Raw genomic sequence first — 23312 nt, 5'->3', positions numbered from 1 at the left:
ACCTCAATGATTCGTCCGAATAATCCCGTTGGCGCCTTGGATTGTTGAGGGTTATGGTTCCCCGCTTTCCTTAATCCCCCTGTAGAGGATGACACCCATGTTTGAAGTCCACGGTTATGCCGCCAAGAGCGCCACGACGGATCTCGTCCCCTTTACGTTCAACCGCCGCGACGTCGGCGCCCATGACGTGCACATCGAGATCCTGTTCAGCGGCGTCTGCCATTCCGACCTGCACCAGGCCAAGGGTGACTGGGGCAACTCCAATTTCCCGATGGTGCCGGGCCACGAGATCGTCGGCCGCGTGAAGGCCGTGGGTTCGGCCGTGAAGAAGCTGAAGGTGGGCGATTACGCCGGCGTCGGCTGCATGGTCGATTCCTGCCGCACCTGTGAGTCGTGCAAGAAGGACCTGGAGCAGTACTGCCAGGTGCACACCAGCTTTACCTACAACGGTACCGAGCAGGACAAGACCACCCCGACCTACGGCGGCTACTCGACCGACATCGTTACCGAAGAGCGCTTCGTGGTGAAGATCTCCGACAAGCTCGACCTGAAGGCCACCGCGCCGCTGCTCTGCGCCGGCATCACCACGTACTCCCCGCTGCGTCACTGGAAGGTGGGCCCGGGCCAGAAGGTGGGCGTGATCGGCCTCGGCGGCCTCGGCCACATGGGCGTGAAGTTCGCCAAGGCACTGGGTGCGCACGTCACGATGATCACCACGTCGGAAGCCAAGGGTGCAGATGCCAAGCGCCTCGGCGCAGACGAGGTGCTGGTCTCGACGGATCCGAAGCAGATGGAAGCCGCGGCCTCGAAGTTCGATTTCCTGCTGAACACGGTGCCGGTCAGCCACGACATCCTGCCGTACCTCATGCTGCTGAAGCTGGACGGCACGATGGTGCTCGTCGGCGCGCTGACCCCGCTGGATGCCTTCCCGGGTGGCGCCCTGATGCTGCCGCGTCGCACGGTGGCCGGTTCGGCCATCGGTGGTATGGCTGAGACGCAGGAGATGATGGATTTCTGCGCCGAGCACAACATCGTCTCCGACATCGAAGTGGTGGATATGGCCTCGATCAACGAGACCTATGTGCGCCTGGCGAAGAACGACGTGCGCTATCGCTTCGTGATCGACATGGCGACGATGCCGAAGGGCTAAGCGTCACACGGGTGGAACGACCGACACGGCGGAAGCGCACGCGCTCCCGCCGTGTTTTTTTGTGCGTGCCCGATGCTAAGGTGACCGCGAACGACAGGAGTGCGGATTGAAACGGTTCTTTCGTTACCTGGGCTACGTGGCCATCCTGCTTATCGTCTTTCTCGCGTTCGTCGCGATCAGTGCGTGGCCCAACGTCGGCACGTTGCCGAAGGGCGAATTCCTCACGCGCAACGAGCAGTCGCCGGAGTGGCACGGCGAGCAGTTCCAGAACCCGCAACCGATGTTCTCGAACCTGCGCGGCGGCATCTGGCAGATCTTCGCCTCCCGCCCCGGTGAAGAACCGGACGCACCGGTGCCGACCGTCGATTCATCGACCACGTACAAGACGCCGCCGGCCAGCGGCCTGCGCGTCACCTGGTTCGGCCACTCCTCCCTCTTGCTCGAAATCGACGGCACGAACGTCGTTGTCGATCCGTTCTGGAGCGAGCGCACGTCGCCCTTCCCGTGGCTGGGCCCGAAGCGCTGGTATCCGCCGCCGGTCTCCATCGAGCACCTGCCGCGCGTGGATGTCGTGGTGATCTCGCACGATCACTACGACCACCTCGATCGTGCGTCGGTGCAGGCCCTCTACGAGCGAGGCGCCCGCTTCATCGTCCCGCTCGGCATCGCCTCGCACCTGGTGGGGTGGGGCATTCCGTCCGACCGCATCACCCAGCTGGACTGGTGGCAGGAGGCACGGGTCGGCACGCTGACGATTGCCTCGGTGCCGTCGCGGCACGCCTCGGGCCGGCTCAGCGCCCGCAGTGACCAGACCCTGTGGACCGGCTATGCGCTGATCGGGCCGCGCCACCGCGTGTTCTATTCCGGCGACACGGGCATGAACGACACGTTCCCCGAAGTCGGCGAGCGCTATGGTCCGTTCGATGTGGGCCTGATCGAGGCCGGCCAGTACGACGCCCAGTGGCCCGATTGGCACCTCGGCCCCGAGCAGGCCATGCAGGTGGGTCAGGAGGTCCGCGCGCGCACCCTCATCCCGGTGCACTGGGGCCTGGTCAAGCTTGCCCACCATGCATGGACCGAGCCGCCGGAACGCTTCCTCGCCGCTGCGCGATGCAGCCACGCGGATGTGCTGGTGCCGGAACCGGGCCAGGCCGTGGAACCGACGACGCATCCGGTGGTCCCACGCTGGTGGCCGTCGCAGGCATGGTCGACCCGGGCGCAGACCCCGATCGTCGCCTCGAAAGACGGCAGCCCCAACGATCTGTACGCCATACCCGCCTGCCCCTAGCAGGCCATCCCCAGGGAGGGAAATCCACATGCCCCATCCGTTCGCACGCCGCGCCGCCCTGGCCGCGTTCTGCCTCGCCGTCTCCGGCGCCGCCTTCGCCGATGCCAAGGACGACGCAGTGAAGGCCCAGTGCCCCGCCGTTGGCGCCTGGGGAGAGAAGATCGCCAAGGCGCATCCCGCGCTGTCCGAAGAAGGCCTCGCCCGCGACGATAGCGCCGCCGGCTTCACCGATACCGATATGCGCAAGGAACTGGACAGGCGCTCGCAGGAAGACCAGGCGACGCGCAATGCGTGGATCGCGTCACCGCAGGACAAGGCGCGGTTCGAGGCGATGGACAAGGTCGACAAGGACAACCTGGCCTGGATGAAGGACAACTTCGCGAAGAAGGGATTCCCGCACGCCGAAGCAGTCGGCCTGCGCGGCGTCGCCGAGGCGTTCATCCTCGTCCAGCACGCCGTGGCCGACGTGCCCTTCATGCAGGCGATGCTGCCGCAGGTCCAGGCGCGCGGTGAATCCGGCGAACTGAAAAAGGGCGACGTCGCGATGCTGGTCGACCGCGTGCTGCGCAAGCAAGGCAAGCCGCAGCGCTACGGCACCCAGTACACCAGCACCAACATGTCGAACATGGCGGACATGAAGATGGACCCGACCGAGGACATGGCGAAGCTCGACGAACGCCGCGCGAGCATGGACCTCATGCCCCACGCTGACTACGAGTGTGCGCTGAAGATCTTCTACGCCCCGGATACACCAGCGACGGTACCGGCTGCGCCTGCCGCAGGCAAGCCATAAGCGTTCCCGGACGCCGTTCAGGATGAAGCGCATGATTCGTTGCCTTGCCACGGCCGTGGCATTGATCGCGTTAGGAACGCCCATCGCGGAAGCCAACGCGCAGGACGACGTCACGGCCGCCCGATGTCCCGGCGCGAAGGCATGGCTCGACGCGTTCGGGCGCACGATGGAGGCGCGAATGCAGGCCAACGGCAAGCCATCGCCGCCGGGAGATCCCGCGCTGCGTGCCGAGCTCGACCGACGATTCGAGGACGACCAGGCCCGGCGACGCGCGGCGATGGCCTCGCCGACGAACGAAGGCCTGGCGCAAGCGACGATGGCGGTGGACAAGGCGAACCTCGCCTGGATGAAGATCCACTTCGTGGCCGAAGGTTTTCCCAGCGTCGACGCCGTCGGTCACCGGGGCGTCGAAGAGGCTTTCATCCTGGTCCAACATGCGGACCAGGACCTCGCGTTCCAGTCGTCGATGCTCCCGGTGGTCGCGAAGCTGGGGTCCAGGGGGGATGTCATGAAAGGCGACGTGGCCATGCTTACCGACCGCGTACTCGTCGCCCAGGGTAAGCCGCAACGTTACGGCACGCAGTACGACATCGATGCGGGCACGGGCCATGCCGTCAAGATGTCACTGAAACCCGTGGAAGATCGTGTCCATCTCGATACGCGGCGCGCGGCGATGGAGCTGATGCCGCAGGCGGATTACGACTGTATGCTGCGCGTGGCGTATACGCCGGCCCCGCCGGCGGCGCCGTGATCGCCTAACGCGCTTCGGTCACGGCCTCCCAGTTGAGGCCGAAGCGCGCGAGGTATTTGCGCAGGCGATCCGCGTCGTTGGTGCTGGCGCGCTTCGCCCGCGATGCCGCGAAGAGCTGCCGGCCCGCGTCGGAAACGCTGCGGCAACGCCGGCAAACCTGGATGACTTGGGCCAGCTGCAGGCGGTCGAACAGGTCGACGTCATCCGCTGCGTCGCCGAGCAGCTCGCGCAGCACGTCGCCCTCGCCTTCCTGGCGCCAGAGCCGGCGCAGCCGAGCGATCTCTTCGTCGACGCAGGCCTCGTTGATGCGACCCGATGGTGCGAGCGTGGCCATGCGCATGACCGAGGCACCGAGGTCGCGGAAGTTGCCCGACCACGGGGCATCGCCGGAGACGGCGAACGCGAGGTAGCGTGCCCTCGCCTCCTTATTGAATGTCACCCGACGGTTCTCGTCGCGTGCGAAGCGTTCCAGTTCGTAATCGAGGTTGGGCTCGATGTCTTCCATGCGCTCGGCGAGGCCGGGCAGGTGGAACGACCAGATGTTGAGGCGGGCATAAAGATCGTCGCGGAAGCGCCCTTCGGCGACGCGCTTGCCGAGGTCGCGATTGGTGCCGGCGATCAGCTGGAAGTCGCTGGACACTTCGCGATCGCCACCGACCGGCAGGAAGCGCTTGTCTTCCAGCGCACGCAGCAGCATGGCCTGCTCGTCCGCGCCCAGTTCGCCGATCTCATCCAGGAAAAGCAGGCCCTTGTCGGCGCTGCGCAGCAAACCCGCGCGCTCGCCAGCGGCGCCGGTGTAAGCGCCTTTGACGTGGCCGAACAGCGCGCTCATGGCACCGTCGCCGCGAAGCGTCGCGCAGTTGATTTCGACGAAGCGTCCGTTGAGTTCGCGCCGCGCCTGTTTTAGCTCGAACAGGCGGCGGGCGAGCTGGCTCTTGCCTGCACCGGTCGGCCCCATCAACAGGATGGGTGCGGACGAGCGGCTACCCACCGTCTCGATCTGCTCGATCATCCGGTTGAACGCGGCATTGCGCGTGGCGATGCCGCTCTTGAGATGGCTGCGGTCGTCCTGTTGCTCGACCTGGAAGCGTTGGGCCAGGCGGTCGTAGCGCGACAGGTCGAGGTCGATCACGCTGAGTTCGCCGACGCTGGCCGTCGCGCCGGCGTGGCGCGGCGGAGACGCCTGCAGGAGGCGGCCGGGCAGGTGCCGGCTCTCGGTCAGCAGGAACAGGCAGATCTGCACGACGTGGGTGCCCGTCGTGATGTGGAAGTAATAGTCCTCGTTATCGAGGTCGAAGGGATACGCGCGGGCGAACGCATGCAGCGTCTCGTACACCGTCTCGAAATCCCACGGATTATCGATGTAGGTGTCGTGGACCCGCACCTCGGTCTCCGGAGCGACCTGGGCCAGGTCGTCGACCACCCGGCGCAGCGTGCGCGAAGCGCGCCGCGCATCCGCCAGAAGCTCGATCCGCCCGACGAGGAAATCCTCGTGCATGCCCAGCGAGACCGTCGGCCGCCAGCGCTCCCAGCGATCCGGCTTGTCGCCGGCGTCGAGCTGGGTACCCAGGAACCCGATCACGACCTTGGTCTTCATGGATCCATCCATCTACATAACGATATCTACATATCGTAATGGAAGAAGTGACTCAGCGCGCGTGAAACACCGTTACGACAACATTCCATGCAAATACATGTAGTTAGGATTTTCAGGCGGTTGTTGGCATGGCTCCTGCTCTAACCCTGTCATCGAGGCCAGCGATAACCGTCTTTCTACTCCCGGTGGGAATGGGCCCACCGGGAGGGCAGGCGGATCACATGGCGAGGCCACCGCAACTACCATCCGAGTCCGCAGGAGCAGACCCATGACCACCACCGCATACGAAGTCATCAACGAACCCGGCGCGGCGCCGATCAAGCTGTGGACGCGCGGCGTCCCGCTGGAAGACGAGGCACGCCAGCAGCTGGTCAACATCGCGAAGCTGCCGTTCGTGCACGGCTGGCTGGCCGTGATGCCCGACGTCCATCTCGGCAAGGGCGCCACGGTGGGCTCGGTCGTGCCGACGGTCGGCGCGATCGTGCCGGCAGCGGTCGGCGTCGACATCGGCTGCGGCATGATCGCGACCCGCACGACGCTGACCGCATCGGACCTGCCCGAGAACCTGCGTGGCCTGCGCCACGCGATCGAGGCGGCGGTGCCGCACGGACGCACCGTGGGCCGTCGCGACAAGGGCGCGTGGGAGACGCCGCCCGAGGCCACCAGGGAAGGTTGGGGCGAGTTGCTCGCCGATTTCCGCCTGATCACCGACAAGTACCCGAAGCTGGCGCGGACCAACAACCTGCATCACCTCGGCACGCTCGGCACGGGCAACCACTTCGTCGAAGTCTGCCTCGACGAAGACGATCGCGTCTGGTTCATGCTGCACTCGGGCTCGCGTGGCGTGGGGAACGCCATCGGCACGCACTTCATCGAGCTGGCCAAGCAGGACATGCGTCGCTGGATGATCAACCTGCCCGACCAGGACCTTGCCTACCTGCCGGAGGGCAGCGAGCACTTCGGCAATTACGTGTTCGCGGTGGACTGGGCGCAGCGCTATGCACGCACCAACCGCGCGATCATGATGGGCCATGTGATCGAGGCGGCGCGCAAGGTCATCGGCAAGCCGTTCGAAGCGTGGGCCGAGGCGGTCAACTGCCACCACAACTACGTGAGTCGCGAGACCCACCTGGGCAAGGAGGTGCTGTTGACCCGCAAGGGTGCGGTGAGCGCGCGCAAGGGCGAACTGGGGATCATCCCGGGCAGCATGGGCGCGAAGAGCTTCATCGTGCGCGGCCTCGGCAACGAGGAAAGCTTCAACAGCTGCAGCCATGGCGCGGGACGCGTGATGAGCCGTACCCAGGCGAGGAAGGAGATCACGCTGGACGATCACCGCAAGGCGACCGAGCACGTGGAATGCCGCAAGGATCGCGACGTCATCGACGAATCGCCGGCGGCTTACAAGCCGATCGAAGCGGTGATGAAGGCCCAGGAAGACCTGATCGAAATCGTCCACACGCTACGCCAGGTGGTCTGCGTGAAGGGATAGGAAGCGGCCCCGCCGAACGGCGGGGCCCAGTGCAAAGGAACGAGGGACATGATCGAGATCGATGGCCAGGCCGGTGGCGGCCAGTTGCTGCGCACCGCGCTGGCCCTGAGCCTGTGCAGTGGCGAGCCGTTCGCCATGGAAAACATCCGCGGCAAGCGCGAGCGCCCGGGCCTGCTACGCCAGCACCTCACCGCGGTGGAAGCCGCGGCGCAGGTCGGCGATGCGGACGTGGACGGCGCGACGCCGGGATCCACGACGCTGCGCTTCAGCCCGCGCGCTGTGCACGGCGGTGCCCATCGCTGGACGATCGGCACGGCGGGTTCGACCACGCTGGTGTTGCAGACCGTCCTCCCCGCGTTGTGGATGCATGGCGTGGAGGCGAGTCTGTCGATTGTCGGCGGCACGCATAACCCGCAGGCGCCCTCGGCGGACTTCATCGCCCACGCGTTCCTGCCGGCCATGGCGCGCATGGGCCTGGACGCGTCGTTCGCCCTGGACAGCCACGGCTTCTATCCGGCGGGCGGCGGCGAGATCCGCATGGCGTTGCGCGCGGGCGGCAAGCCGGCCCCGGTGCATTTCGGCGAGCGTGGCCCCGTGCTCGAGCAGCACGCCGAGGCGATTGTCTCGGCCATCCCGGCGAAGATCGGCGAGCGTGAGCTTGCGATTGCCCGGGCGCGGCTCGGCCTGGGTGACGGTGAAGCCTCTCTACGCGAGGTGCGCCGGGCGATGGGCCCGGGCAATGCGTTGTCGATCCGTTTCCGCACCGAACATGCATCTGCGGTGTTCACTGGCTTCGGCATCAAGCGGGTCACGGCCGAAGCGGTGGCCGAGCGCGCCTGTGCGGAAGCACGCGCCTGGCTGGCGGCCGACGTAGTGGCGGATAGCTACCTCGCCGACCAGCTGTTGTTGCCGATGGCGTTGGCCGGTGGTGGCAGCTTCACCACCCTGGCGCCTTCCGCGCATACGCGCAGCAATGCCGCGCTGATCGAGAAGTTCCTGCCCGTCGAGTTCATTTATACGGACCACGGCCGCGGCCGCTGGACCATCGCGGTGGAACGCTAGGCGGGCATCTCCAGCCGTACGTCCATGTCCGCCAGCGGCACGCCCGTGCGGCGGTCGACCACCACGGCTTCCACTCGCTCGCCCGTCGCCAGGTTGGTCAGCTGGCTGATCGCGCCACCCCCGTTGTGGTGGCGACCCCATTCGCCCATGGCGGCGAGGATGGGCAAGAAGTCCCGGCCGGCCGCGGTGAGGATGTACTCGTCCCTCGGCGGCCGCTCGCTGTAGCGCCGCTTCTCCAGCACACCACCCTCCGTCAGGGCCTTCAGCCGTCGCGACAGGATGTTCGGGGCGATGCCGAGGCTTGCCCGGAACTGGTCGAACTGGGTCATGCCCCGCCCGGCGTCCCGCAGGATCAGCGCGCTCCAGGCATCGCCCACGAGTGCGAGGCCCCGGGAGATGGGGCAGGTACCGGAAGAAAGTTTTTCGATGTCCATTGCAAAATGATAGTCCAGTCACTATCGTATGGCAACCTAGTTACTATCAATATGCAATCCACCCATCCGGAGACACGTCATGAGCACTGATTCCAAAGGTTTTGCCATCGTTACGGGCGCCTCGTCGGGCATTGGCGAGGTGTACGCCGAACGGCTGGCCGACCGTGGCTACGACCTGATCCTGGTCGCGCGCCGCCTTGATCGCCTGGAGGCCCTGGGCCGCAAGATCACCGAGCGCACCGGTCGCAAGGTCGAGACGCTGCAGGCCGACCTCACCCTGCGTTCGGACCTGGCCAAGGTGGAAGAACGCCTCGCCTCGGACCCCTCCATCACCCTGCTGGTGAACAACGCCGGTATCTCTCTCGAGGGCAGCCTGCTCGAGAACGGCTCGCCGGCGATTGAGAAGATCCTCGCGATCAACACCGTCGCGCCGACGATCCTCACCGCCGTGGCGGCCAAGGCCTTCGTGGCCCGCAACAACGGCGGCATCATCAATATCGCCTCGGTGCTGGCCTTCGTCCCGGAGATGTTCGACGGCATCTACAGCGGCACCAAGGCGCACGTGCTCAACATCACCCTGAGCCTGGCGGAAAAGCTGAAGGGCACGGGCGTGCATGCGCAGGCCGTGCTGCCGGGCGCGACCCGCAGCGAAATCTGGGAAAACTCCGGCAAGGACGTCGACGCGCTGCTGCCGGGCATGGTCATGGAGACCGCCGACCTCGTGGACGCCGCCCTGCTCGGCTACGACCGTGGCGAAGTCGTCACCATCCCGCCGCTGCAGGATGAAGCCCAGTTCGAGGCCTACAACAGTGCGCGCCTTGCGATGGGCCCGAATCTGTCGCGCAAGGAAGTGGCCCCGCGCTACCGCCGTTGATCCACCGGGAGTAGCCGGGACAGTGGCTTAGGCGAACATTCACCCACCGCACGTACGAATGCACGGTAAACTACGGCATTCGCTCGAATCTTTGCGGTTAGGCATGCTCTCGTTCGTGTTCGGCGCCTTCGGGCTCTCCACTCTCTGGCTGCTTCCCCTGCTCTGGCGTGTCGCCGCTGCCCTTGTCCGGCGGCGGCGTCCGCCAACGGTTGGCCCCGGTGCCATCCGTTTCTGGGCGGGCTTCGTCCTCGTGCTGCTTGCGAGCAGCATGCTGGAAGGCCTGGTCATTTCGCACTTCACGGACGACGCGTCCGTGGGCGGTGTCGTGTGCCGCTGGCTGGGCGCCCTCGCCGCGCCGGCCGCGCCCGTCGTCGCCGCGGTATCGCTGGCCTTCATCGTCATCGCCCTCCCCTGGTACGTCGGCGTCCCGTGGTCGCAGGCGATCAGCCGCCTCAACGGCATCCTCGAACCGATGGGCGCGCTCGCCATCGAAGGGACGAGTCGCCTGCTCCGCCGTGGCACCTCGCGCGCTACCGGGCGCAAGCCGTCGGCCGCCGTGCGTCGCGCGGATCGCACGCCGACACGTCGTCGCGCCGCCAAGCCCGTGGTGAAGCCGGTCGCGAAAGCGGTGGCCGCGACCACCTCGACGGCGAGCCTGTCGCGCAGCGAACCGGCGCGTCCGGATCCCGTGCGGCCGTCGGTCACCACGCCGGTGCCGCCGCGCCATCGCAGCAAGCCGGATACCGTGATCAGCGAGCCGTGGCTGGCGCCGCGCGCCATGCAGGCGCAGGCGCACGCAGACGTGCCGCCGGCTGTCGCGCAGCAGCCCATCGCGCCGCACCCGGTCGCACCGCCGATCATTCCGACCACGCCCATCATCACCGCTACGGCCATCGTGACGCCGACGCCGACGCCGACGCCCGCGCCCTCGACACCGTCGATACCGTCGATGCCCATCGCGCCGGTCGTCACGCAGTCCGTGCCGGACGTGGTTCCGCCGGTGGCCCCGCCGCCGCCGGTGAAGCCCGTGTCGCGCTTCGCGATCGCCGCCAACGATGCCTCGCCGACCGAACAGGCCACGATCACCAGCATCACGGTGCCGAAGCCGTTGCGCACCGTGAACCACGGCGCCATCAGCCTGCCGCCGCTCACCCTGCTGGCGGCCGCCTCGCCCAACGCGTTCGCGATCACCGAAGACGAGCTGGCGGAAACCGGCGAACTGATCGAGCAGCGCCTGGCCGAGTTCAAGGTACCGGTGCAGGTCGTCGGCGCGTCGGCCGGCCCGGTGATTACCCGCTACGAGATCGAGCCTGCGACGGGTGTGCGCGGCAACCAGATCGTCGCGCTGATGAAGGACCTCGCGCGTGGACTGGGTCGCACGTCGATCCGCGTCGTCGAAACCATCCCCGGCAAGATGTGCATGGGCCTGGAGCTGCCGAACGAGCAGCGCCAGATGATCGCGCTCTCCGAGATCCTGGATTCGTCGGAATACCGCGACTCCGATTCGCTGCTGACCCTGGCCATGGGCAAGGGCATCACCGGCGAACCGGTGGTGGCCGACCTGGCGAAAGCGCCGCACATGCTCGTGGCCGGCACGACGGGCTCGGGTAAGTCGGTGGCGGTGAACGCCATGATCCTGTCGATGCTCTACAAGGCGACGCCCGAAGACGTGCGCATGATCATGATCGACCCGAAGATGCTGGAGCTTTCCGTCTACGAAGGCATCCCGCACCTGCTGGCGCCGGTGGTCACGGACATGAAGCTCGCGGCGAACGCGCTGAACTGGTGCGTGGCCGAGATGGAAAACCGCTACAAGGTGATGTCCGACCTGCGCGTGCGCAACCTCGCCGGTTACAACCAGAAGGTTCGCGAAGCGCGCGCCATCGGCAAGCCGCTGTTCAATCCGTTCCCCGCGCACCCGGAAGTGCCCGAGCATCTCGACACCTTGCCGATGATCGTCGTCGTCATCGACGAGCTGGCCGACCTGATGATGGTCGCGGGCAAGAAGATCGAAGAGTTGATTGCACGCCTCGCGCAGAAGGCGCGTGCGGCGGGCATCCACCTTATCCTCGCGACACAGCGTCCGTCCGTGGATGTCATCACCGGCCTGATCAAGGCGAACATCCCCACGCGCGTCGCCTTCCAGGTGTCGTCGAAGATCGACTCGCGCACCATCCTCGACCAGATGGGCGCCGAAAGCCTGCTCGGCCAGGGCGATATGCTGTTCCTGCCGCCGGGCACGGGTTATCCACAACGCATCCACGGCGCGTTCGTGGCCGACGAAGAGGTGCATCGCATCGTCGCGTGGCTGAAGCAGTTTGGCGAACCCGACTACAAGGACGAAATCCTGCAGGGCCCGCCGAGCGAAGCCAGCGATGGCGACGCCGGCGAAGACGGCATCGATGCCGAGCTGGATCCGCTGTACGACGAGGCGGCGGCGTTCGTGTTGCGCACGCGGCGCGCGTCCATCTCGTTCGTGCAGCGGCAGTTCCGCATCGGCTACAACCGCGCGGCGCGCCTGGTGGAAGCAATGGAGCACGCGGGCATCGTGTCGGCCATGGGCATCAACGGCCAGCGTGACGTCGTGGCACCGGCACCGCAGGAATAACGGACGAGCGCATCGACGGCCGCATCATGAAAAAGGGCCGCTTTCGCGGCCCTTCTTTTTATTCCTTGGTGAGCAGCTTGAGCGGCACCGCGATGGACTTCTCCACCGGCTGCTTGTCGATCAGCTTCTTGCCGGTCTCGATGCCGAGGCGGCCGATCTCTTCCGGCTGCTGGGCCACCGTGGCGGCCATGCCACCGTCCTGCACGGCCTTCTTGCCGTCGGGCGTGCCGTCGAAGCCGACGACCAGCACCTTCTTGTTCTTGCCGGCCAGCGCCTGCACCGCGCCGAGGGCCATCTCGTCGTTCTGGGCGAAGATCGCCTGGACGTCGCTGTTGCCCTGGAGCAGGTTCTCGGAGACCGAGAGGCCCTGTGCACGGTCGAAGTTGGCCGGCTGCTGCGCAACCACCTTCATGCCGGTGGTGGCGATCTCGTCGTCGAAGCCCTTGCCGCGCTCGCGCGCTGCCGAGGTACCGGCCACGCCCTGCAGCTCGATGATGTTGCCCTTGCCGTTGAGCTGCTTGGCGAGGAAATCCGCCGCCATCTTGCCGCCGGCGATGTTGTCCGAGGCGATGTGCGAAGCGACGTCGGCACCATCGACGCCACGGTCCAGCGTGATCACCGGGATGTTCGCGCGCTGCGCGGACTGCACGGCACCGGCCAGCGCCGAGGAATCCGTCGGGTTCAGCAGGATCACCGAGACGCGCTTCTGGATCAGGTCTTCGACGCTGGAGATCTGGCGCGCCGGATCATCCTGCGCGTCGACCACCACCAGCTGCACGCCCGCGGTATCGGCGGCCTTCTGCGCGCCGTCCTTCAGTTCAACGAAGAACGGGTTGTTCTGCGTGGACAGCGCCAGGCCGATCACCGGCTTGCCACCCGCGGCGGCACCGCCTGCGGTGGCGGCGGCGGACGGCGCCGACTCGCCCGGGCCCTGCTGCGAGCAGGCGGCGAGAAGCGTGGCTGCGGCAGCGGCAGCGAATAAGGTGAGTTTGCGCATGGTGTGTTCCCTCGTGGTTTTCACTGCCGCCTGTCGAGCAGGACGGCGATCAGGATGACGATGCCCTTGACGACCTGCTGGTAAAACGAGCTTACGCCGAGCAGGTTGAGGCCGTTGTTCAAAAAGCCGATAAGCAGCGCGCCGATCAGCGTGCCGAAGAGCCAGCCGCGACCACCGGCGAGGCTGGTGCCGCCCAGCACCACGGCCGCGATGGCGTCCAGCTCGTAGCCCGCGCCGGCGGTGGCCTGCGCCGAGTACAGGCGCGAGGTAAGCACGATGCCGGCGAAGGCGGAGAGAAGACCGGACAGGCCGTAGATCGCCAGCTTCATCGGGGCGATGCGTACGCCGGACAGGCGCGCGGCTTCTTCGTTGCCGCCGATGGCCACCACGTGGCGGCCGAACACCGTGCCGCGCAGCAGGAAACCGCACACCGCGAAGGCGATGAACATCCAGATCACCGGCAGCGGCACCAGGTTGGCCACGTAACCACCGCCGATCAGCGCGAAGCCGGGGTTGCTCACCGGGATCGGGCTGCCCTGCGTGTACGAGAGCGTGAGTCCGCGAAGCAGTGTGAGCGTGCCCAGAGTGGCGATGAACGGGGCGACGCGGCCCCACGAGACCAGCACGCCGTTGATCATGCCGAGGATCAGGCCGAGGCCGAGGCCGGCGCCGATGCTCAGCACCATGCCGTGGCCCGCGGCCATCAGCCCGGCGGTGATCGCGCCGGTAAAGGCGAGGATCGCGCCCACCGACAGGTCGATGCCGCCGGCGAGGATCACGAAGGTCATGCCGAAGGCGATCAGCGCGTTGATCGACACCTGGCGCAGCACCGTCAGCAGGTTGCCGGTGGTGAGGAAGTCGGGGCTCATCACCGACAGCACGATGAAGAGCAGCACGAGGCCGATCACCGATCCGAGCCGCTGGAGCAGCGTGGTGGCCCGGCTCCAGTTCATTTGCAGCGTCATGTCACTTGCCTCCGGTCGCGGCGGTCATCACGGCTTCCTGGGTGGCGCCGTGCGCATCAAGCAGGGCCGTCGCATGGCCTTCGTGCATGACGAGGATGCGATCGCTCATGGCGAGCACCTCCGGCAATTCCGACGAGATCATGAGGATGGCCACGCCCTGCTCCGCGAGTTGATTGATGATGTGATAGATCTCGGCCTTGCCGCCCACGTCCACGCCGCGTGTCGGCTCGTCGAGGATGAGCACGCGCGGCTTCAGGGCCAGCCACTTGGCCAGCACCACTTTCTGCTGGTTGCCGCCGGACAGCGCGCGCACATCCAGCTCCATGTCGCGCGTGCGGATCTTCAGCGCGTCGATGAGGCCGGAGGTCTGTTTCTTTTCGCTGCCGCGATCGACGAGGCCGGCATGCGCGGGAACGCGCGGCAGGCTGACGTTTTCGCGCAGGCTCATGTCGAGCACCAGGCCCTGCGCCTTGCGGTCTTCGGTGACGAAGCCAAAGCCGGCATGGATCGCTTCGCTGGGCGATTTCGGTGTCACCACCTTGCCGTCGAGCGTCACGGTGCCGCTTTCGAGCTTGTCCAGGCCGAACAGCAGGCGCGCCATCTCGGTGCGGCCGGCGCCGAGCAGGCCGGCGACGCCGAGCACTTCGCCCGCGTGCAGTTCGAAGTTGACGTCCTTCACCATGCCGCCGCTGACGTGCTCGACCTTGAGGCGTACCTCGCCGATATTCGGCGTGCGAGTCGGATAGCGCGCATCCAGCGTGCGCCCGACCATCATCTTCACCACCTCGTCGAACGCCAGGCCCGGGACGGGGCGCGTGCCGACGAAGTGGCCGTCGCGCAGCACGGAGATGCGGTCGCACAGGGCGAAGATCTCTTCCATGCGGTGCGACACGTAGACGATGCCCGTGCCCTGCTCGCGCAGTTCGCGGATCAGCTTGAACAGCGTGGTGGTTTCGCTTTCGGTGAGCGCCGCGGTGGGCTCGTCCATGATCAGCACGCGGGCTTTCTGGCCGAGCGCGCGGGCGATTTCCACCATCTGCTGCTGGCCCACGGAGAGCCGTTCGATGCGCGTGGCCGGGTCCAGTTTCGTCATGCCGACGCGCACCAGCCATTCCTTCGCGGTGGTCTCCATCGCCTTGCGGTTGAGCAAGCCGAAGTGATGCATCTCGCGACCGAGGAACAGGTTGTCGGCGATGCTCAGCGCCGGGATCAGGTTGAGTTCCTGATGGATGATCGCGATGCCGTACTTCTCGGCGTCGGCGGGCGAGGTGATCGATACCGCCTTGCCGTCCACTTCGATGCTGCCCGCGTCAGGCGCGTAGATGCCGGTGAGGATCTTCATCAGCGTGGACTTGCCCGCGCCGTTCTCTCCCATCAGCGCATGCACTTCGCCGGGGCACAGTTCGAAGCCCACGCCTTCGAGCACCTTCACCGGGCCGAAGGCCTTCTGGATGCCCTTCATCCGGATGATCGGCGTGCCCATCAGAAGGTGACGCCGGCATGCAGGATGATGTTGGCGTAAGGCGAGGTTTCGCCCGTGCGCACCACGGCCACCGCGCGGCGGGTGGCCGCCTTGAAGTCCTCGTGGCTGAGTTCGTCCACGGGTACGCCGTTGTCGTCCAGGCGGCCCTTCAGCGCGACCATGGCCGGATTGTGCGCGTGGACTTCGCTGGCGATCGTCGCGTGTTCCACCGCAAGCTGGGCGAACACCGCCTCGAACACCACCGCGAAGGACGGCGTGCCCGGCAGCACGGCGAGGTCGATGCACGGCACGCCATGCGGCACGGGCAGGCCGACATCGCCAATCACCAGCGTATCGGTGTGGCCCATCGCGGCGATGATGCGGTTGAGTTCGGCATGCAGCAGGCCGCTACGTCTCATGGGTGGCTCTCCAGGAAGGCCGCGACCTCATCGGCGCGCGGCATGCCGCCCTGGGCACCCAGTCGGGAAACGGCGATGGCGGCGGTGGCGCAAGCCTTGCGCACGGCGACGTCGAGCCCTTCGGCGAGGTACACCGCGAGGGCGGCATTGAACGTATCACCGGCGCCGGTGCTATCCACCGCGTCGACCTTGAAGCCGGGCTGGTGGCGCGGCTCCTCGTCCTTGTCAGTGAACCATGCGCCATCTTCGCCACGGGTCAGGACGACCGGGCAGGGAGCCTGGCGCATCAGTTCACGGAAATCGGTATCGGCGGAGGCGCCCAGCACCATCGCCAGCTCGTGCTGGTTCGGGGTGAGGAAGCGCACGCGCGTAAGCCACTCCACCGGCAGCTTCTGCGCGGGAGCGGGATTGAGGATGACGGGGACGCCCTCTTCGTGCGCGATGCGCAGCGTGGCCTCCACGGCATCGAGGGGAATTTCCAGCTGCACAAGAAGCGCGTCGGCGCCGCGGATCACCTCGCGCGCGGCGTCCACCTGCGCAGGGGTGACGCGGCCGTTGGCGGCCGGCACCACGACGATCTGGTTCTCGCCACCGGCGACGGTGATCGAGGCCGTGCCGCTGCCGATCCCGTCGATGCGGGTGACGTGGCTGACGTCGATGCCTTCGGCTTTCAGGCCGTCGTAGAGCGACTGGCCAAACGCGTCATCGCCGATGTTGCCGACCATGGCCACCTGGGCACCGAGGCGCGCCGCGGCCACGGCCTGGTTCGCGCCCTTGCCGCCGGGGATGGTGAGGAAGCGATCCCCGGTGATCGTCTCGCCCGGGCCGACAAAGCGCGGGGCCAGGGTGACGAGGTCCATGTTGATGCTGCCGACGACAACAATTCGCGTCATGCCACGGGGCTCCGTTGGGGGTACCGGAAGGGGGATGGCGCGCAAATATACGCCCAGGCTGCGCACGATGCTTTCATGCGCATGCTTTCATCAGCGGGAAAGCCCCTTGGCCTCGAGCTCGGCAAGGTAGGCAGGCCAGGCGCTGTCATAGGCGCGGCCGAGGTCGTGCAAGGTGTCCCAGCCGAAAATGCCGCTGGCATGGCCATCGTCGAAGCGGATGAGGATGCCGTAGTGGCCGGTGGGCTCGATGGCGGAAATACCCACGCCCTGCTTACCCGACACAAGAACTTTCTGACCCTTGCCGTGACCCTGCACTTCGGCGCTGGGGGAATTCACCCGCAGGTACTCGTAGGGCAGGCGGAACTGCTCGCCGTTATCGAAGCTGACCTCAAGGACGCGCGAGGCCTGGTGCAGCGTGATGTCGAGGGGGCGCGGGCGGTTCATTGGAGCCTTCAGAACACAACATCGAAACACGGCATCGAACCCCCGCCCAGGCGGGGATTCGATGCGTTGGGGTGCTGCGGTTACGTCGGCGCCTGGCCGAAGCCGCCACCCGTGCCCTGCTCAAGCGGCGGCGGATCGCCGGCCACGGCCAGCAGCGAGGTGGCGTAGGCGTCTTCCATGCTCACGGTGGAAACTTCATCCCAGGAGAAGAACGATGCTTCGCGCATCCATTCCGCGTCCGGGGTGATCTCCTGCATGTTGAAGCCTTCTTCTTCCACGCTGACGACGCGGCCGATGTAGCAGACCTCGGACTCGTCTTCGCTGTCCACGTGCACGCCGATCACCGGCGCGTGCGCGGCGGCGGCCTTCACCACCTGGCTGATCTCGTCCAGGGGGAAATCCGCCGGCGGCGTCGGGGCGATGCCCTTCAGCGCGAGCGCCTTCTCCAGGAAGATGGCGTGCTTGTCCGGCGCCTCGAATTCGGAGATGTCGCGGTGCCGCATGACGTACATGCCGTCATAGCTCACGCCGTCGCCCACCACCCACAAAAGGAAAAATTCGCGGCCGACTCCGCCCACGTAGCCGCAGAAGCTGCCGTGTTCGAGTTCGTCGCGCCAGATACGAACCAGCTGGCGGCTGTCCTGCGCTTCACGCAGGGAGGCCCGCTGGCCGTTCGTTTTGAGTTGAATAACCTTGCCCATAGTGGTCAATAGTTTACCGGAGGGGGCACCCGTCAATGTTCAGAGGATGTAAGTTCACAGGATGTAACGGCTGAGGTCCTCGTCTTTCACGAGGGAAGCCAGGTTTTTATCGACATAATCGGCGTCGATCACGTACTTTTCGCCGGATTTGTCAGCCGCCTCGAACGAGATCCGCTCCAGCAGGCGCTCCATGACCGTATGCAGGCGGCGGGCACCGATGTTTTCGGTCCGCTCGTTCACCTGGAAGGCCACGTCGGCCAGGCGGTCCACGCCGGTGTCCGTGAAGTCCAGGCTGACGCCCTCGGTATTGAGCAGCGCAACATATTGCTTGGTCAGCGCGTTGTTCGGCTCGCGCAGGATCCGCTTGAAGTCGTCCACCGACAGCGCGTTCAGTTCCACGCGGATCGGCAGGCGACCCTGCAGCTCCGGGATCAGGTCCGAGGGCTTGGCCAGCGAAAACGCGCCCGAGGCGATGAACAGGATGTGGTCGGTCTTGATCGAGCCGTACTTGGTGGAGACGGTGGAGCCCTCGACCAGCGGGAGCAGGTCGCGCTGCACGCCTTCACGGCTGACGCCCGCACCGCCCCATTCCGAGCGCTGGGCCACCTTGTCGATCTCGTCGATGAAGACAATGCCGTTCTGTTCGGCGCTATCCACGGCGCGGGCACGCAGCTCCTCGTCGTTGATCAGCTTGCTGGCCTCTTCCTCGACGAGGATGGGGCGGGCCTGGCGGATCGTGGTCTTGCGCTTCTGCGACTTCTGCCCACCTAGGTTCTGGAACATCTTGCCCAGCTGCTGGCTCATTTCCTCCATGCCCGGCGGGGTCATGATCTCGACGCCGACGTTCATGGCGAAATCCAGCTCGATCTCGCGGTCGTCCAGGGCACCTTCGCGCAGCTGCTTGCGCAGCTTCTGGCGGGTGTCGTTGTCGATCGCCGGCACGCCGGCGCCGGTGTCATCCCAGCCGGAGGCCTGGCGGCGCGGCAGCAGGGCATCGAGCAGGCGGTCTTCGGCGGCATCCTCGGCCTGGCTCTTCACCCGGGACTTGGCCTGGTCGCGAACGAGCTTGTACGAGACATCGGCGAGGTCACGGATGATCGATTCCACATCCTTGCCGACATAGCCCACCTCGGTGAACTTGGTGGCTTCCACCTTCACGAACGGCGCGTTGGCCAGTGTGGCCAGGCGGCGGGCGATCTCGGTCTTGCCGACGCCGGTGGGGCCGATCATCAGGATGTTCTTCGGGGTCACTTCTTCGCGCATGCCCGGCTCGAGCTGCATGCGGCGCCACCGGTTGCGCAGGGCGATGGCCACGGCGCGCTTGGCGTCGTTCTGGCCGACGATGTAGCGGTCCAGTTCGTTGACGATCTCGCGGGGAGTCAGTTCGGACATCGCTCAGAGCTCCTCGATCGAGACGTTGTGATTGGTGTAAATGCAGATATCGCCGGCGATCTTGAGCGCTTTCTCGACGATCGTGCGCGCATCGAGGTCGCTGTTCTCGAGCAGGGCCAGCGCCGCGGACTGCGCGTACGGGCCGCCCGAGCCGATGGCGATCAGGCCGTTCTCCGGCTCCAGCACGTCACCGTTGCCCGAAATGATCAGCGAGGCGTCCTTGTCGGCCACGGCCAGCATCGCCTCGAGGCGACCCAGGCGGCGGTCGGTGCGCCATTCCTTGGCCATTTCCACGGCGGCGCGGGTGAGGTTGTAGCCGTTCTTCACCAGCTTCTCCTCGAACAGTTCGAAGAGGGTGAAGGCGTCGGCGGTGGCGCCGGCAAACCCGGCGAGGACGTCGCCCCGGCCCAGCCGGCGCACCTTGCGGGCGTTGGCCTTCATCACGGTGGCGCCGAGGGTGACCTGGCCGTCGCTGCCGATGACGACCTTGCCGTCGCGGCGGACGCAGACGATGGTCGTTGCGTGCATCGATTCCATGGGGGATTCCTTGGGGGAGACCGAAGAGGTGGGGCCAGCGACGCCGCCACCCAAGCCCGCGGCCTAGCCTTTCCGCTTGGCCCGGGGGTGCGCGGCGTCGTACACCCTGGCCAGGTGCTGGAAATCCAGGTGCGTGTAGATCTGGGTGGTTGCGATGTCGGCGTGGCCGAGCAGCTCCTGCACCGAGCGGAGGTCGCCCGAGGATTCCAGCATGTGGCTGGCGAAGGTGTGCCGGAGCATGTGCGGGTGCACGCGCTTGGCATGGCCGCTGGAGAGCTTGGCCAGGCGGGCCTGTACGGTGCGCGGGCTGATCGGCCCGCCCTCGCGCCCCTTGAACACGGCCTGCTCGGGCGCCGCGCCGCCCAGGGCGGCCAGTGCCTGCAGCGCCGCCACGGCAAACCGGCCCACCGGCAGGATCCGGGTCTTGTTGCCCTTGCCGAGCACGCGGACCAGGCCGTCATCGAGCTGCAGGTCGTCCCAGCGCAGGCCGCAGAGCTCGGCCAGGCGCAGCCCGCTGGAATAGAACAGCTCCATCATCGCGCTGTCGCGTGGCGCCAGGGAGCCGCCGAGGTTCGTTTCGACCAGCTCCTTGGCCTCGTCCGCATCCAGCACCACCGGCAGCTTGCGGCGCACCTTGGGCCCCCGCACGGCGGCGGCGGGGTCATGGGCCAGACGGCCCTCGCGGGTGAGGTAGCGGAACAGGGTGCGGCAGGCGGAGAGCAGGCGCTGGATGCTGTTCGGCTGGAGCCCGCCGCGGTGCTCGCGGGCGATCATGCCGCGCAGGCGGTCCGGGGCCAGGTCGTCGAACGAGGTGATGCCGTCCGCTTCCATGAAGCGGAGCAGCTTGTCCAGGTCGCGCCGGTAGGCCGCGAGGGTGTGTGCCGAGGGCGCCCGTTCGGCGGCGAAATGGCGCAGGAAGGCCTCGACGGCCTCGCGCGGGCTCACGCGGCCTTCCGGGCCCGTTCGATCGCCGAGCCGACGGTGGTGGAAATCATGTCCAGGAACAGCGTGCCCATGCCCGGGTGGAAGCGGTCCGCGTCGGCGCTGCCGATGGCCAGCAGCGCATCCGGGCCCACCCGCATGAGCGCGGCCGAACGGACATCGGGCGCGGCTTCGCCAAACAGGCGGTGCAGCTTGTCCGGCGCCAGGCGGCCGGCGACCGGGTCGTTATGCTCGAGGAACGTGGCGAATTCGGGCAGGCCCGCGAGGCCGCGCGGCTCGCGCAGCAACCACGGTTCGTCCGGCAGGCCGGAAAGGTCGCCGAAGAACACCAGGCGGATGCGCTCGGACTTGAAGTCGTCGGTGAGCCGCAACACCACGTTGCGCACCGTCTCTTCCATATCGGCTGCGCCAAGCAGGGCCAGCATCAGGCTGTGCACCCGGCGCATCAGCGTCTCGTTCTCAAAGGCCACGGTGGCCAGCTCGCGCAGGCGCGCCTCGAGCTCGGTGTTCTTCTCGCGCAGCACGCGCAGCTGGTGCACCGACAGCGCGGCGGCGGGGCCGTTGCTGCTCGGCATCACCAGCTGGCTGGCCAGGTCCGGGTAATCGGTGAGGAACTCCGGGTGCCGTCGAAGGTACGACGCCACGGTGGCTGGCTTGATGTCACCGTCGATCGCGGTATCGGTCATGGCACGGGTGTCCTTGGTGATGCTATGCGCCGAGTGTGCCGCGTTCGGGCGCTCGCGTCACACTTCGCCTTCAAATGCGAACGCCGCGGGGCCGGTCATCCACAGGCTGTGCCCCGGACCGTGCCACGAAATAGTGAGCGTGCCGCCGGGCAGTTCGACCGCCACGTCCGTCGTCGCCAGGCCAAGGGCATGGGCCACGGCCGCCGCGGCGCAGGCGCCGGTACCGCAGGCGCGAGTCCAGCCACTGCCGCGTTCATGCACGCGCAGCTTCAGGCGGTCCACCGCCACGCGCTGGACGAAACCGATGTTGGCCCCCTGCGGGAAGATCGGATGCGCCGTGAGCAACGGACCGAGCCGGTCGACGCGCGGGTCCGCCACGTCGTCCACGAAGACGACGCCATGCGGGTTGCCCATGGAGACGGCGCCAAAGCTCACGTCCTCGCCGTCCACCTGCAGCGTGTACGTGGCATGCGCGGCGTGTTCCAGCGGGATGTGCGCTGGCGTGAAATCCGGCTCGCCCATGTCCACGGTGACGGTGCCTTCGTCGAGCACGCGCACCACCACCGGGCCGGACGGGCTTTCCAGCCGCACCGGCACATCGCGCGCGATGGCCCCATCGCGATACAGCCACGCCGCCACGCAGCGCACGCCGTTGCCGCACTGCCCCGACGGCGAGCCATCGGCATTCCAGATGCCGTAATAGAACTCGCAGGAAGGATCCCGCGCCGGCTCGATGCTGATCAGCTGGTCGAAGCCGATGCCGGTGTGGCGGTCGGCCAGGGCCTGGATCCGGGCGGCGTTCGGCACGCGGCCGGCGTCTTCACGCCAGTCGACGATGACGAAGTCGTTCCCAATCCCGTGCATCTTGGTGAAGCGGGCAGGCATGCGGGCGTTACTGGTGGATGAGCGGGTCGTACGGCGACAACGTCGTGCTCACCGGCGCCGGCGAATCCACCGTGCTGGCGCGCGCAGGCTGCACGGCGGGGCTGGTGGCTTCGGTCAGCGACTGGCCCTGGTGGCCCTGGGGCGGCGCGACGGCCGGCTTCGCCGTGGTACCGGGAGCCGGCGGCGGCGGCATGAACAGGTCGCCCTTCTGGCCGCAGCCTTCGAGGCTGGCGGCAACGGCGCAGGCGAGGACAAGCGGCAGGATCAGTCGGCGCATGGGCGTCTTCCCGGAAACGGCGGCCAGTATAGCCCCGGGTCGCGTCAAAGCGTCTTTTCGAGGCGCAGCGCGTCGGCACCGTCGCCGTAGTACGCCGCGTACTCGCCGATCCGGTGGTAACCCATGCGCTCGTAGAGGCGGATCGCCACGCTGTTGTCCTTGCGAACCTCCAGGCGCAGCACGCGGCAGCCGCGTGCGCGGCCGGCGTCTTCGGCGGCCTCGATCAGCGCCGAACCCACGCCCTTGCCACGGGCCTGCGGCTTGGTGGCGATCGAATACAGCCGGGCCACCGAGGTGCCCTTGCGGTAGAAGACCACGGCCGTGCCGAGGAAGCGCCGATGGTTCGCGCTGGCCACGAGCACCTGTGCCGTTTCGCTGTCGAGGTGCTTGCGGTACTGGGCGCGGCTCAGGCGGTCGGTGTCGAAGGTCGCCTCTTCGAGGGCGACCAGGTCGTCGAGATCACTGACCTCGGCGCGACGAACGCGTACCGCGGCGGTTACCGGGGGTGGACGCATGCGCTTTGGGGGCTCCGGCGCGAGGTTGGGGGGTGGGGCAAGCGCGGCACTGTAGACCCGTGGGGGCGGTCGATCAATGACTTTTTCCTTAATCCTTTGCGAAAGCCGGAACCCGGCGCCTTGTACGCCGCCATCGCCCGGACCACACTGC

The 23312-nt window shown here is 67.0% G+C and carries 23 protein-coding genes and 2 pseudogenes; 9 read left to right on the top strand and 16 right to left on the bottom strand.

Translation table 11 applies throughout. The annotated features are described in order from the left end of the window. Positions 1-97 precede the first annotated feature (97 nt). The 4 genes from FIV34_RS20835 (at position 98) to FIV34_RS20820 (ending at position 3982) form a co-directional block, all read left to right on the top strand. The gene (locus FIV34_RS20835; RefSeq protein ID WP_139985521.1) at positions 98-1150 is read left to right on the top strand and encodes an NAD(P)-dependent alcohol dehydrogenase; all 1053 of its coding nucleotides are present in this window, start codon (positions 98-100) and stop codon (positions 1148-1150) included. A gap of 106 nt (positions 1151-1256) precedes the next feature. Then, positions 1257-2438: an MBL fold metallo-hydrolase gene (locus tag FIV34_RS20830; RefSeq protein ID WP_211352672.1), complete on the top strand. Its 1182-nt coding sequence runs from the start codon at positions 1257-1259 to the stop codon at positions 2436-2438. Between the two features lie 28 nt (positions 2439-2466). After that, positions 2467-3231 carry a DUF6624 domain-containing protein gene (locus FIV34_RS20825; protein WP_139985519.1) on the top strand — a complete coding sequence of 255 codons (765 nt, stop codon included), beginning with the start codon at positions 2467-2469 and terminating at the stop codon, positions 3229-3231. Between the two features lie 31 nt (positions 3232-3262). Next, on the top strand, positions 3263-3982 hold the full coding sequence (locus FIV34_RS20820) for a DUF6624 domain-containing protein (protein WP_139985517.1): 720 nt from the start codon (positions 3263-3265) through the stop codon (positions 3980-3982). Positions 3983-3986: 4 nt separating this feature from the next. Here the strand turns inward: FIV34_RS20820 and rtcR are convergent, their stop codons facing one another. Further along, positions 3987-5579, bottom strand: a complete 1593-nt coding sequence (gene rtcR, locus FIV34_RS20815) for an RNA repair transcriptional activator RtcR (protein WP_139985515.1) — start codon at positions 5577-5579, stop codon at positions 3987-3989. 268 nt (positions 5580-5847) lie between these two features. Here rtcR and FIV34_RS20810 point away from each other — a divergent pair, with 268 nt between their 5' ends. Beyond that, the gene (locus FIV34_RS20810; RefSeq protein ID WP_139985513.1) at positions 5848-7068 is read left to right on the top strand and encodes an RtcB family protein; all 1221 of its coding nucleotides are present in this window, start codon (positions 5848-5850) and stop codon (positions 7066-7068) included. A gap of 48 nt (positions 7069-7116) precedes the next feature. Beyond that, a complete protein-coding gene (gene rtcA / locus FIV34_RS20805; protein WP_139985511.1) occupies positions 7117-8130 on the top strand; it encodes an RNA 3'-terminal phosphate cyclase in 1014 nt (337 codons plus the stop codon). Here the strand turns inward: rtcA and FIV34_RS20800 are convergent. Then, positions 8127-8564, bottom strand: a complete 438-nt coding sequence (locus tag FIV34_RS20800; RefSeq protein ID WP_211352671.1) for a winged helix-turn-helix transcriptional regulator — start codon at positions 8562-8564, stop codon at positions 8127-8129. The two genes, rtcA and FIV34_RS20800, sit on opposite strands and share 4 nt — an antisense overlap. A gap of 79 nt (positions 8565-8643) precedes the next feature. Between FIV34_RS20800 and FIV34_RS20795 the strand changes: the two genes are divergently transcribed. The 3 genes and pseudogenes from FIV34_RS20795 to FIV34_RS21545 form a co-directional block, all read left to right on the top strand. Beyond that, a complete protein-coding gene (locus FIV34_RS20795; protein ID WP_139985509.1) occupies positions 8644-9438 on the top strand; it encodes an SDR family NAD(P)-dependent oxidoreductase in 795 nt (264 codons plus the stop codon). 58 nt (positions 9439-9496) lie between these two features. Then, positions 9497-9832: pseudogene (locus FIV34_RS21550) on the top strand (DNA translocase FtsK 4TM domain-containing protein); the annotation flags it as partial. Positions 9833-10576: 744 nt separating this feature from the next. Then, positions 10577-12046 (top strand): annotated as a pseudogene (locus tag FIV34_RS21545) (DNA translocase FtsK); the annotation flags it as partial. A 58-nt stretch (positions 12047-12104) separates the two neighbouring features. Here the strand turns inward: FIV34_RS21545 and rbsB are convergent. The 14 genes from rbsB to FIV34_RS20720 form a co-directional block, all read right to left on the bottom strand. Then, on the bottom strand, positions 12105-13043 hold the full coding sequence (rbsB, locus tag FIV34_RS20785; RefSeq protein WP_139985505.1) for a ribose ABC transporter substrate-binding protein RbsB: 939 nt from the start codon (positions 13041-13043) through the stop codon (positions 12105-12107). A 20-nt stretch (positions 13044-13063) separates the two neighbouring features. Next, positions 13064-14008, bottom strand: coding sequence for an ABC transporter permease subunit (locus FIV34_RS20780; RefSeq protein WP_139985502.1), 945 nt, complete (start codon positions 14006-14008; stop codon positions 13064-13066). Position 14009: 1 nt separating this feature from the next. Next, positions 14010-15491 carry a sugar ABC transporter ATP-binding protein gene (locus FIV34_RS20775; protein WP_139985500.1) on the bottom strand — a complete coding sequence of 494 codons (1482 nt, stop codon included), beginning with the start codon at positions 15489-15491 and terminating at the stop codon, positions 14010-14012. Continuing rightward, positions 15491-15889 carry a D-ribose pyranase gene (gene rbsD / locus FIV34_RS20770; protein ID WP_139985498.1) on the bottom strand — a complete coding sequence of 133 codons (399 nt, stop codon included), beginning with the start codon at positions 15887-15889 and terminating at the stop codon, positions 15491-15493. The genes FIV34_RS20775 and rbsD overlap by 1 nt, the downstream gene beginning before the upstream one ends. Continuing rightward, positions 15886-16782, bottom strand: a complete 897-nt coding sequence (rbsK, locus tag FIV34_RS20765; RefSeq protein WP_139985496.1) for a ribokinase — start codon at positions 16780-16782, stop codon at positions 15886-15888. Before rbsK ends, rbsD begins: the two co-directional genes overlap by 4 nt. A 90-nt stretch (positions 16783-16872) precedes the next feature. Continuing rightward, positions 16873-17226, bottom strand: coding sequence for a gamma-butyrobetaine hydroxylase family protein (locus FIV34_RS20760; RefSeq protein ID WP_139985494.1), 354 nt, complete (start codon positions 17224-17226; stop codon positions 16873-16875). A gap of 80 nt (positions 17227-17306) precedes the next feature. Beyond that, on the bottom strand, positions 17307-17927 hold the full coding sequence (locus FIV34_RS20755; RefSeq protein WP_139985492.1) for a hypothetical protein: 621 nt from the start codon (positions 17925-17927) through the stop codon (positions 17307-17309). A 54-nt stretch (positions 17928-17981) separates the two neighbouring features. Further along, positions 17982-19319 carry an ATP-dependent protease ATPase subunit HslU gene (gene hslU / locus FIV34_RS20750; RefSeq protein WP_139985490.1) on the bottom strand — a complete coding sequence of 446 codons (1338 nt, stop codon included), beginning with the start codon at positions 19317-19319 and terminating at the stop codon, positions 17982-17984. A 3-nt stretch (positions 19320-19322) separates the two neighbouring features. Then, a complete protein-coding gene (gene hslV, locus FIV34_RS20745; protein ID WP_139985487.1) occupies positions 19323-19856 on the bottom strand; it encodes an ATP-dependent protease subunit HslV in 534 nt (177 codons plus the stop codon). A gap of 63 nt (positions 19857-19919) precedes the next feature. Then, positions 19920-20801, bottom strand: coding sequence for a tyrosine recombinase XerC (locus FIV34_RS20740; RefSeq protein ID WP_139985484.1), 882 nt, complete (start codon positions 20799-20801; stop codon positions 19920-19922). Beyond that, entirely contained in the window at positions 20798-21484 is a 687-nt protein-coding gene (locus FIV34_RS20735; protein WP_139985482.1) for a DUF484 family protein, read from the bottom strand. The genes FIV34_RS20740 and FIV34_RS20735 overlap by 4 nt, the downstream gene beginning before the upstream one ends. 57 nt (positions 21485-21541) lie before the next feature. Further along, the gene (gene dapF / locus FIV34_RS20730) at positions 21542-22369 is read right to left on the bottom strand and encodes a diaminopimelate epimerase (RefSeq protein ID WP_139985480.1); all 828 of its coding nucleotides are present in this window, start codon (positions 22367-22369) and stop codon (positions 21542-21544) included. Between the two features lie 7 nt (positions 22370-22376). Next, on the bottom strand, positions 22377-22646 hold the full coding sequence (gene lptM / locus FIV34_RS20725) for an LPS translocon maturation chaperone LptM (RefSeq protein ID WP_139985478.1): 270 nt from the start codon (positions 22644-22646) through the stop codon (positions 22377-22379). Between the two features lie 44 nt (positions 22647-22690). Continuing rightward, positions 22691-23161, bottom strand: coding sequence for a GNAT family N-acetyltransferase (locus tag FIV34_RS20720; protein ID WP_139985476.1), 471 nt, complete (start codon positions 23159-23161; stop codon positions 22691-22693). Positions 23162-23312: the final 151 nt, after the last annotated feature.

The organism is Luteibacter pinisoli (assembly GCF_006385595.1).
Lineage (GTDB): Bacteria > Pseudomonadota > Gammaproteobacteria > Xanthomonadales > Rhodanobacteraceae > Luteibacter > Luteibacter pinisoli.
This window is presented reverse-complemented; position numbering and strand designations above follow the sequence as displayed.

Excerpts from the sequence above, each read along its gene's own strand:
- FIV34_RS20835 (WP_139985521.1), top strand. The coding sequence starts at position 98 with ATGTTTGAAGTCCACGGTTATGCCGCCAAGAGCGCCACGACGGATCTC.
- FIV34_RS20825 (WP_139985519.1), top strand. The coding sequence starts at position 2,467 with ATGCCCCATCCGTTCGCACGCCGCGCCGCCCTGGCCGCGTTCTGCCTC.
- FIV34_RS20820 (WP_139985517.1), top strand. The coding sequence starts at position 3,263 with ATGATTCGTTGCCTTGCCACGGCCGTGGCATTGATCGCGTTAGGAACG.
- rtcR (WP_139985515.1), bottom strand. The coding sequence starts at position 5,579 with ATGAAGACCAAGGTCGTGATCGGGTTCCTGGGTACCCAGCTCGACGCC.
- FIV34_RS20810 (WP_139985513.1), top strand. The coding sequence starts at position 5,848 with ATGACCACCACCGCATACGAAGTCATCAACGAACCCGGCGCGGCGCCG.
- rtcA (WP_139985511.1), top strand. The coding sequence starts at position 7,117 with ATGATCGAGATCGATGGCCAGGCCGGTGGCGGCCAGTTGCTGCGCACC.
- FIV34_RS20800 (WP_211352671.1), bottom strand. The coding sequence starts at position 8,564 with ATGGACATCGAAAAACTTTCTTCCGGTACCTGCCCCATCTCCCGGGGC.
- FIV34_RS20795 (WP_139985509.1), top strand. The coding sequence starts at position 8,644 with ATGAGCACTGATTCCAAAGGTTTTGCCATCGTTACGGGCGCCTCGTCG.
- rbsB (WP_139985505.1), bottom strand. The coding sequence starts at position 13,043 with ATGCGCAAACTCACCTTATTCGCTGCCGCTGCCGCAGCCACGCTTCTC.
- FIV34_RS20780 (WP_139985502.1), bottom strand. The coding sequence starts at position 14,008 with ATGACGCTGCAAATGAACTGGAGCCGGGCCACCACGCTGCTCCAGCGG.
- FIV34_RS20775 (WP_139985500.1), bottom strand. The coding sequence starts at position 15,491 with ATGGGCACGCCGATCATCCGGATGAAGGGCATCCAGAAGGCCTTCGGC.
- rbsD (WP_139985498.1), bottom strand. The coding sequence starts at position 15,889 with ATGAGACGTAGCGGCCTGCTGCATGCCGAACTCAACCGCATCATCGCC.
- rbsK (WP_139985496.1), bottom strand. The coding sequence starts at position 16,782 with ATGACGCGAATTGTTGTCGTCGGCAGCATCAACATGGACCTCGTCACC.
- FIV34_RS20760 (WP_139985494.1), bottom strand. The coding sequence starts at position 17,226 with ATGAACCGCCCGCGCCCCCTCGACATCACGCTGCACCAGGCCTCGCGC.
- FIV34_RS20755 (WP_139985492.1), bottom strand. The coding sequence starts at position 17,927 with ATGGGCAAGGTTATTCAACTCAAAACGAACGGCCAGCGGGCCTCCCTG.
- hslU (WP_139985490.1), bottom strand. The coding sequence starts at position 19,319 with ATGTCCGAACTGACTCCCCGCGAGATCGTCAACGAACTGGACCGCTAC.
- hslV (WP_139985487.1), bottom strand. The coding sequence starts at position 19,856 with ATGGAATCGATGCACGCAACGACCATCGTCTGCGTCCGCCGCGACGGC.
- FIV34_RS20735 (WP_139985482.1), bottom strand. The coding sequence starts at position 21,484 with ATGACCGATACCGCGATCGACGGTGACATCAAGCCAGCCACCGTGGCG.
- dapF (WP_139985480.1), bottom strand. The coding sequence starts at position 22,369 with ATGCCTGCCCGCTTCACCAAGATGCACGGGATTGGGAACGACTTCGTC.
- lptM (WP_139985478.1), bottom strand. The coding sequence starts at position 22,646 with ATGCGCCGACTGATCCTGCCGCTTGTCCTCGCCTGCGCCGTTGCCGCC.
- FIV34_RS20720 (WP_139985476.1), bottom strand. The coding sequence starts at position 23,161 with ATGCGTCCACCCCCGGTAACCGCCGCGGTACGCGTTCGTCGCGCCGAG.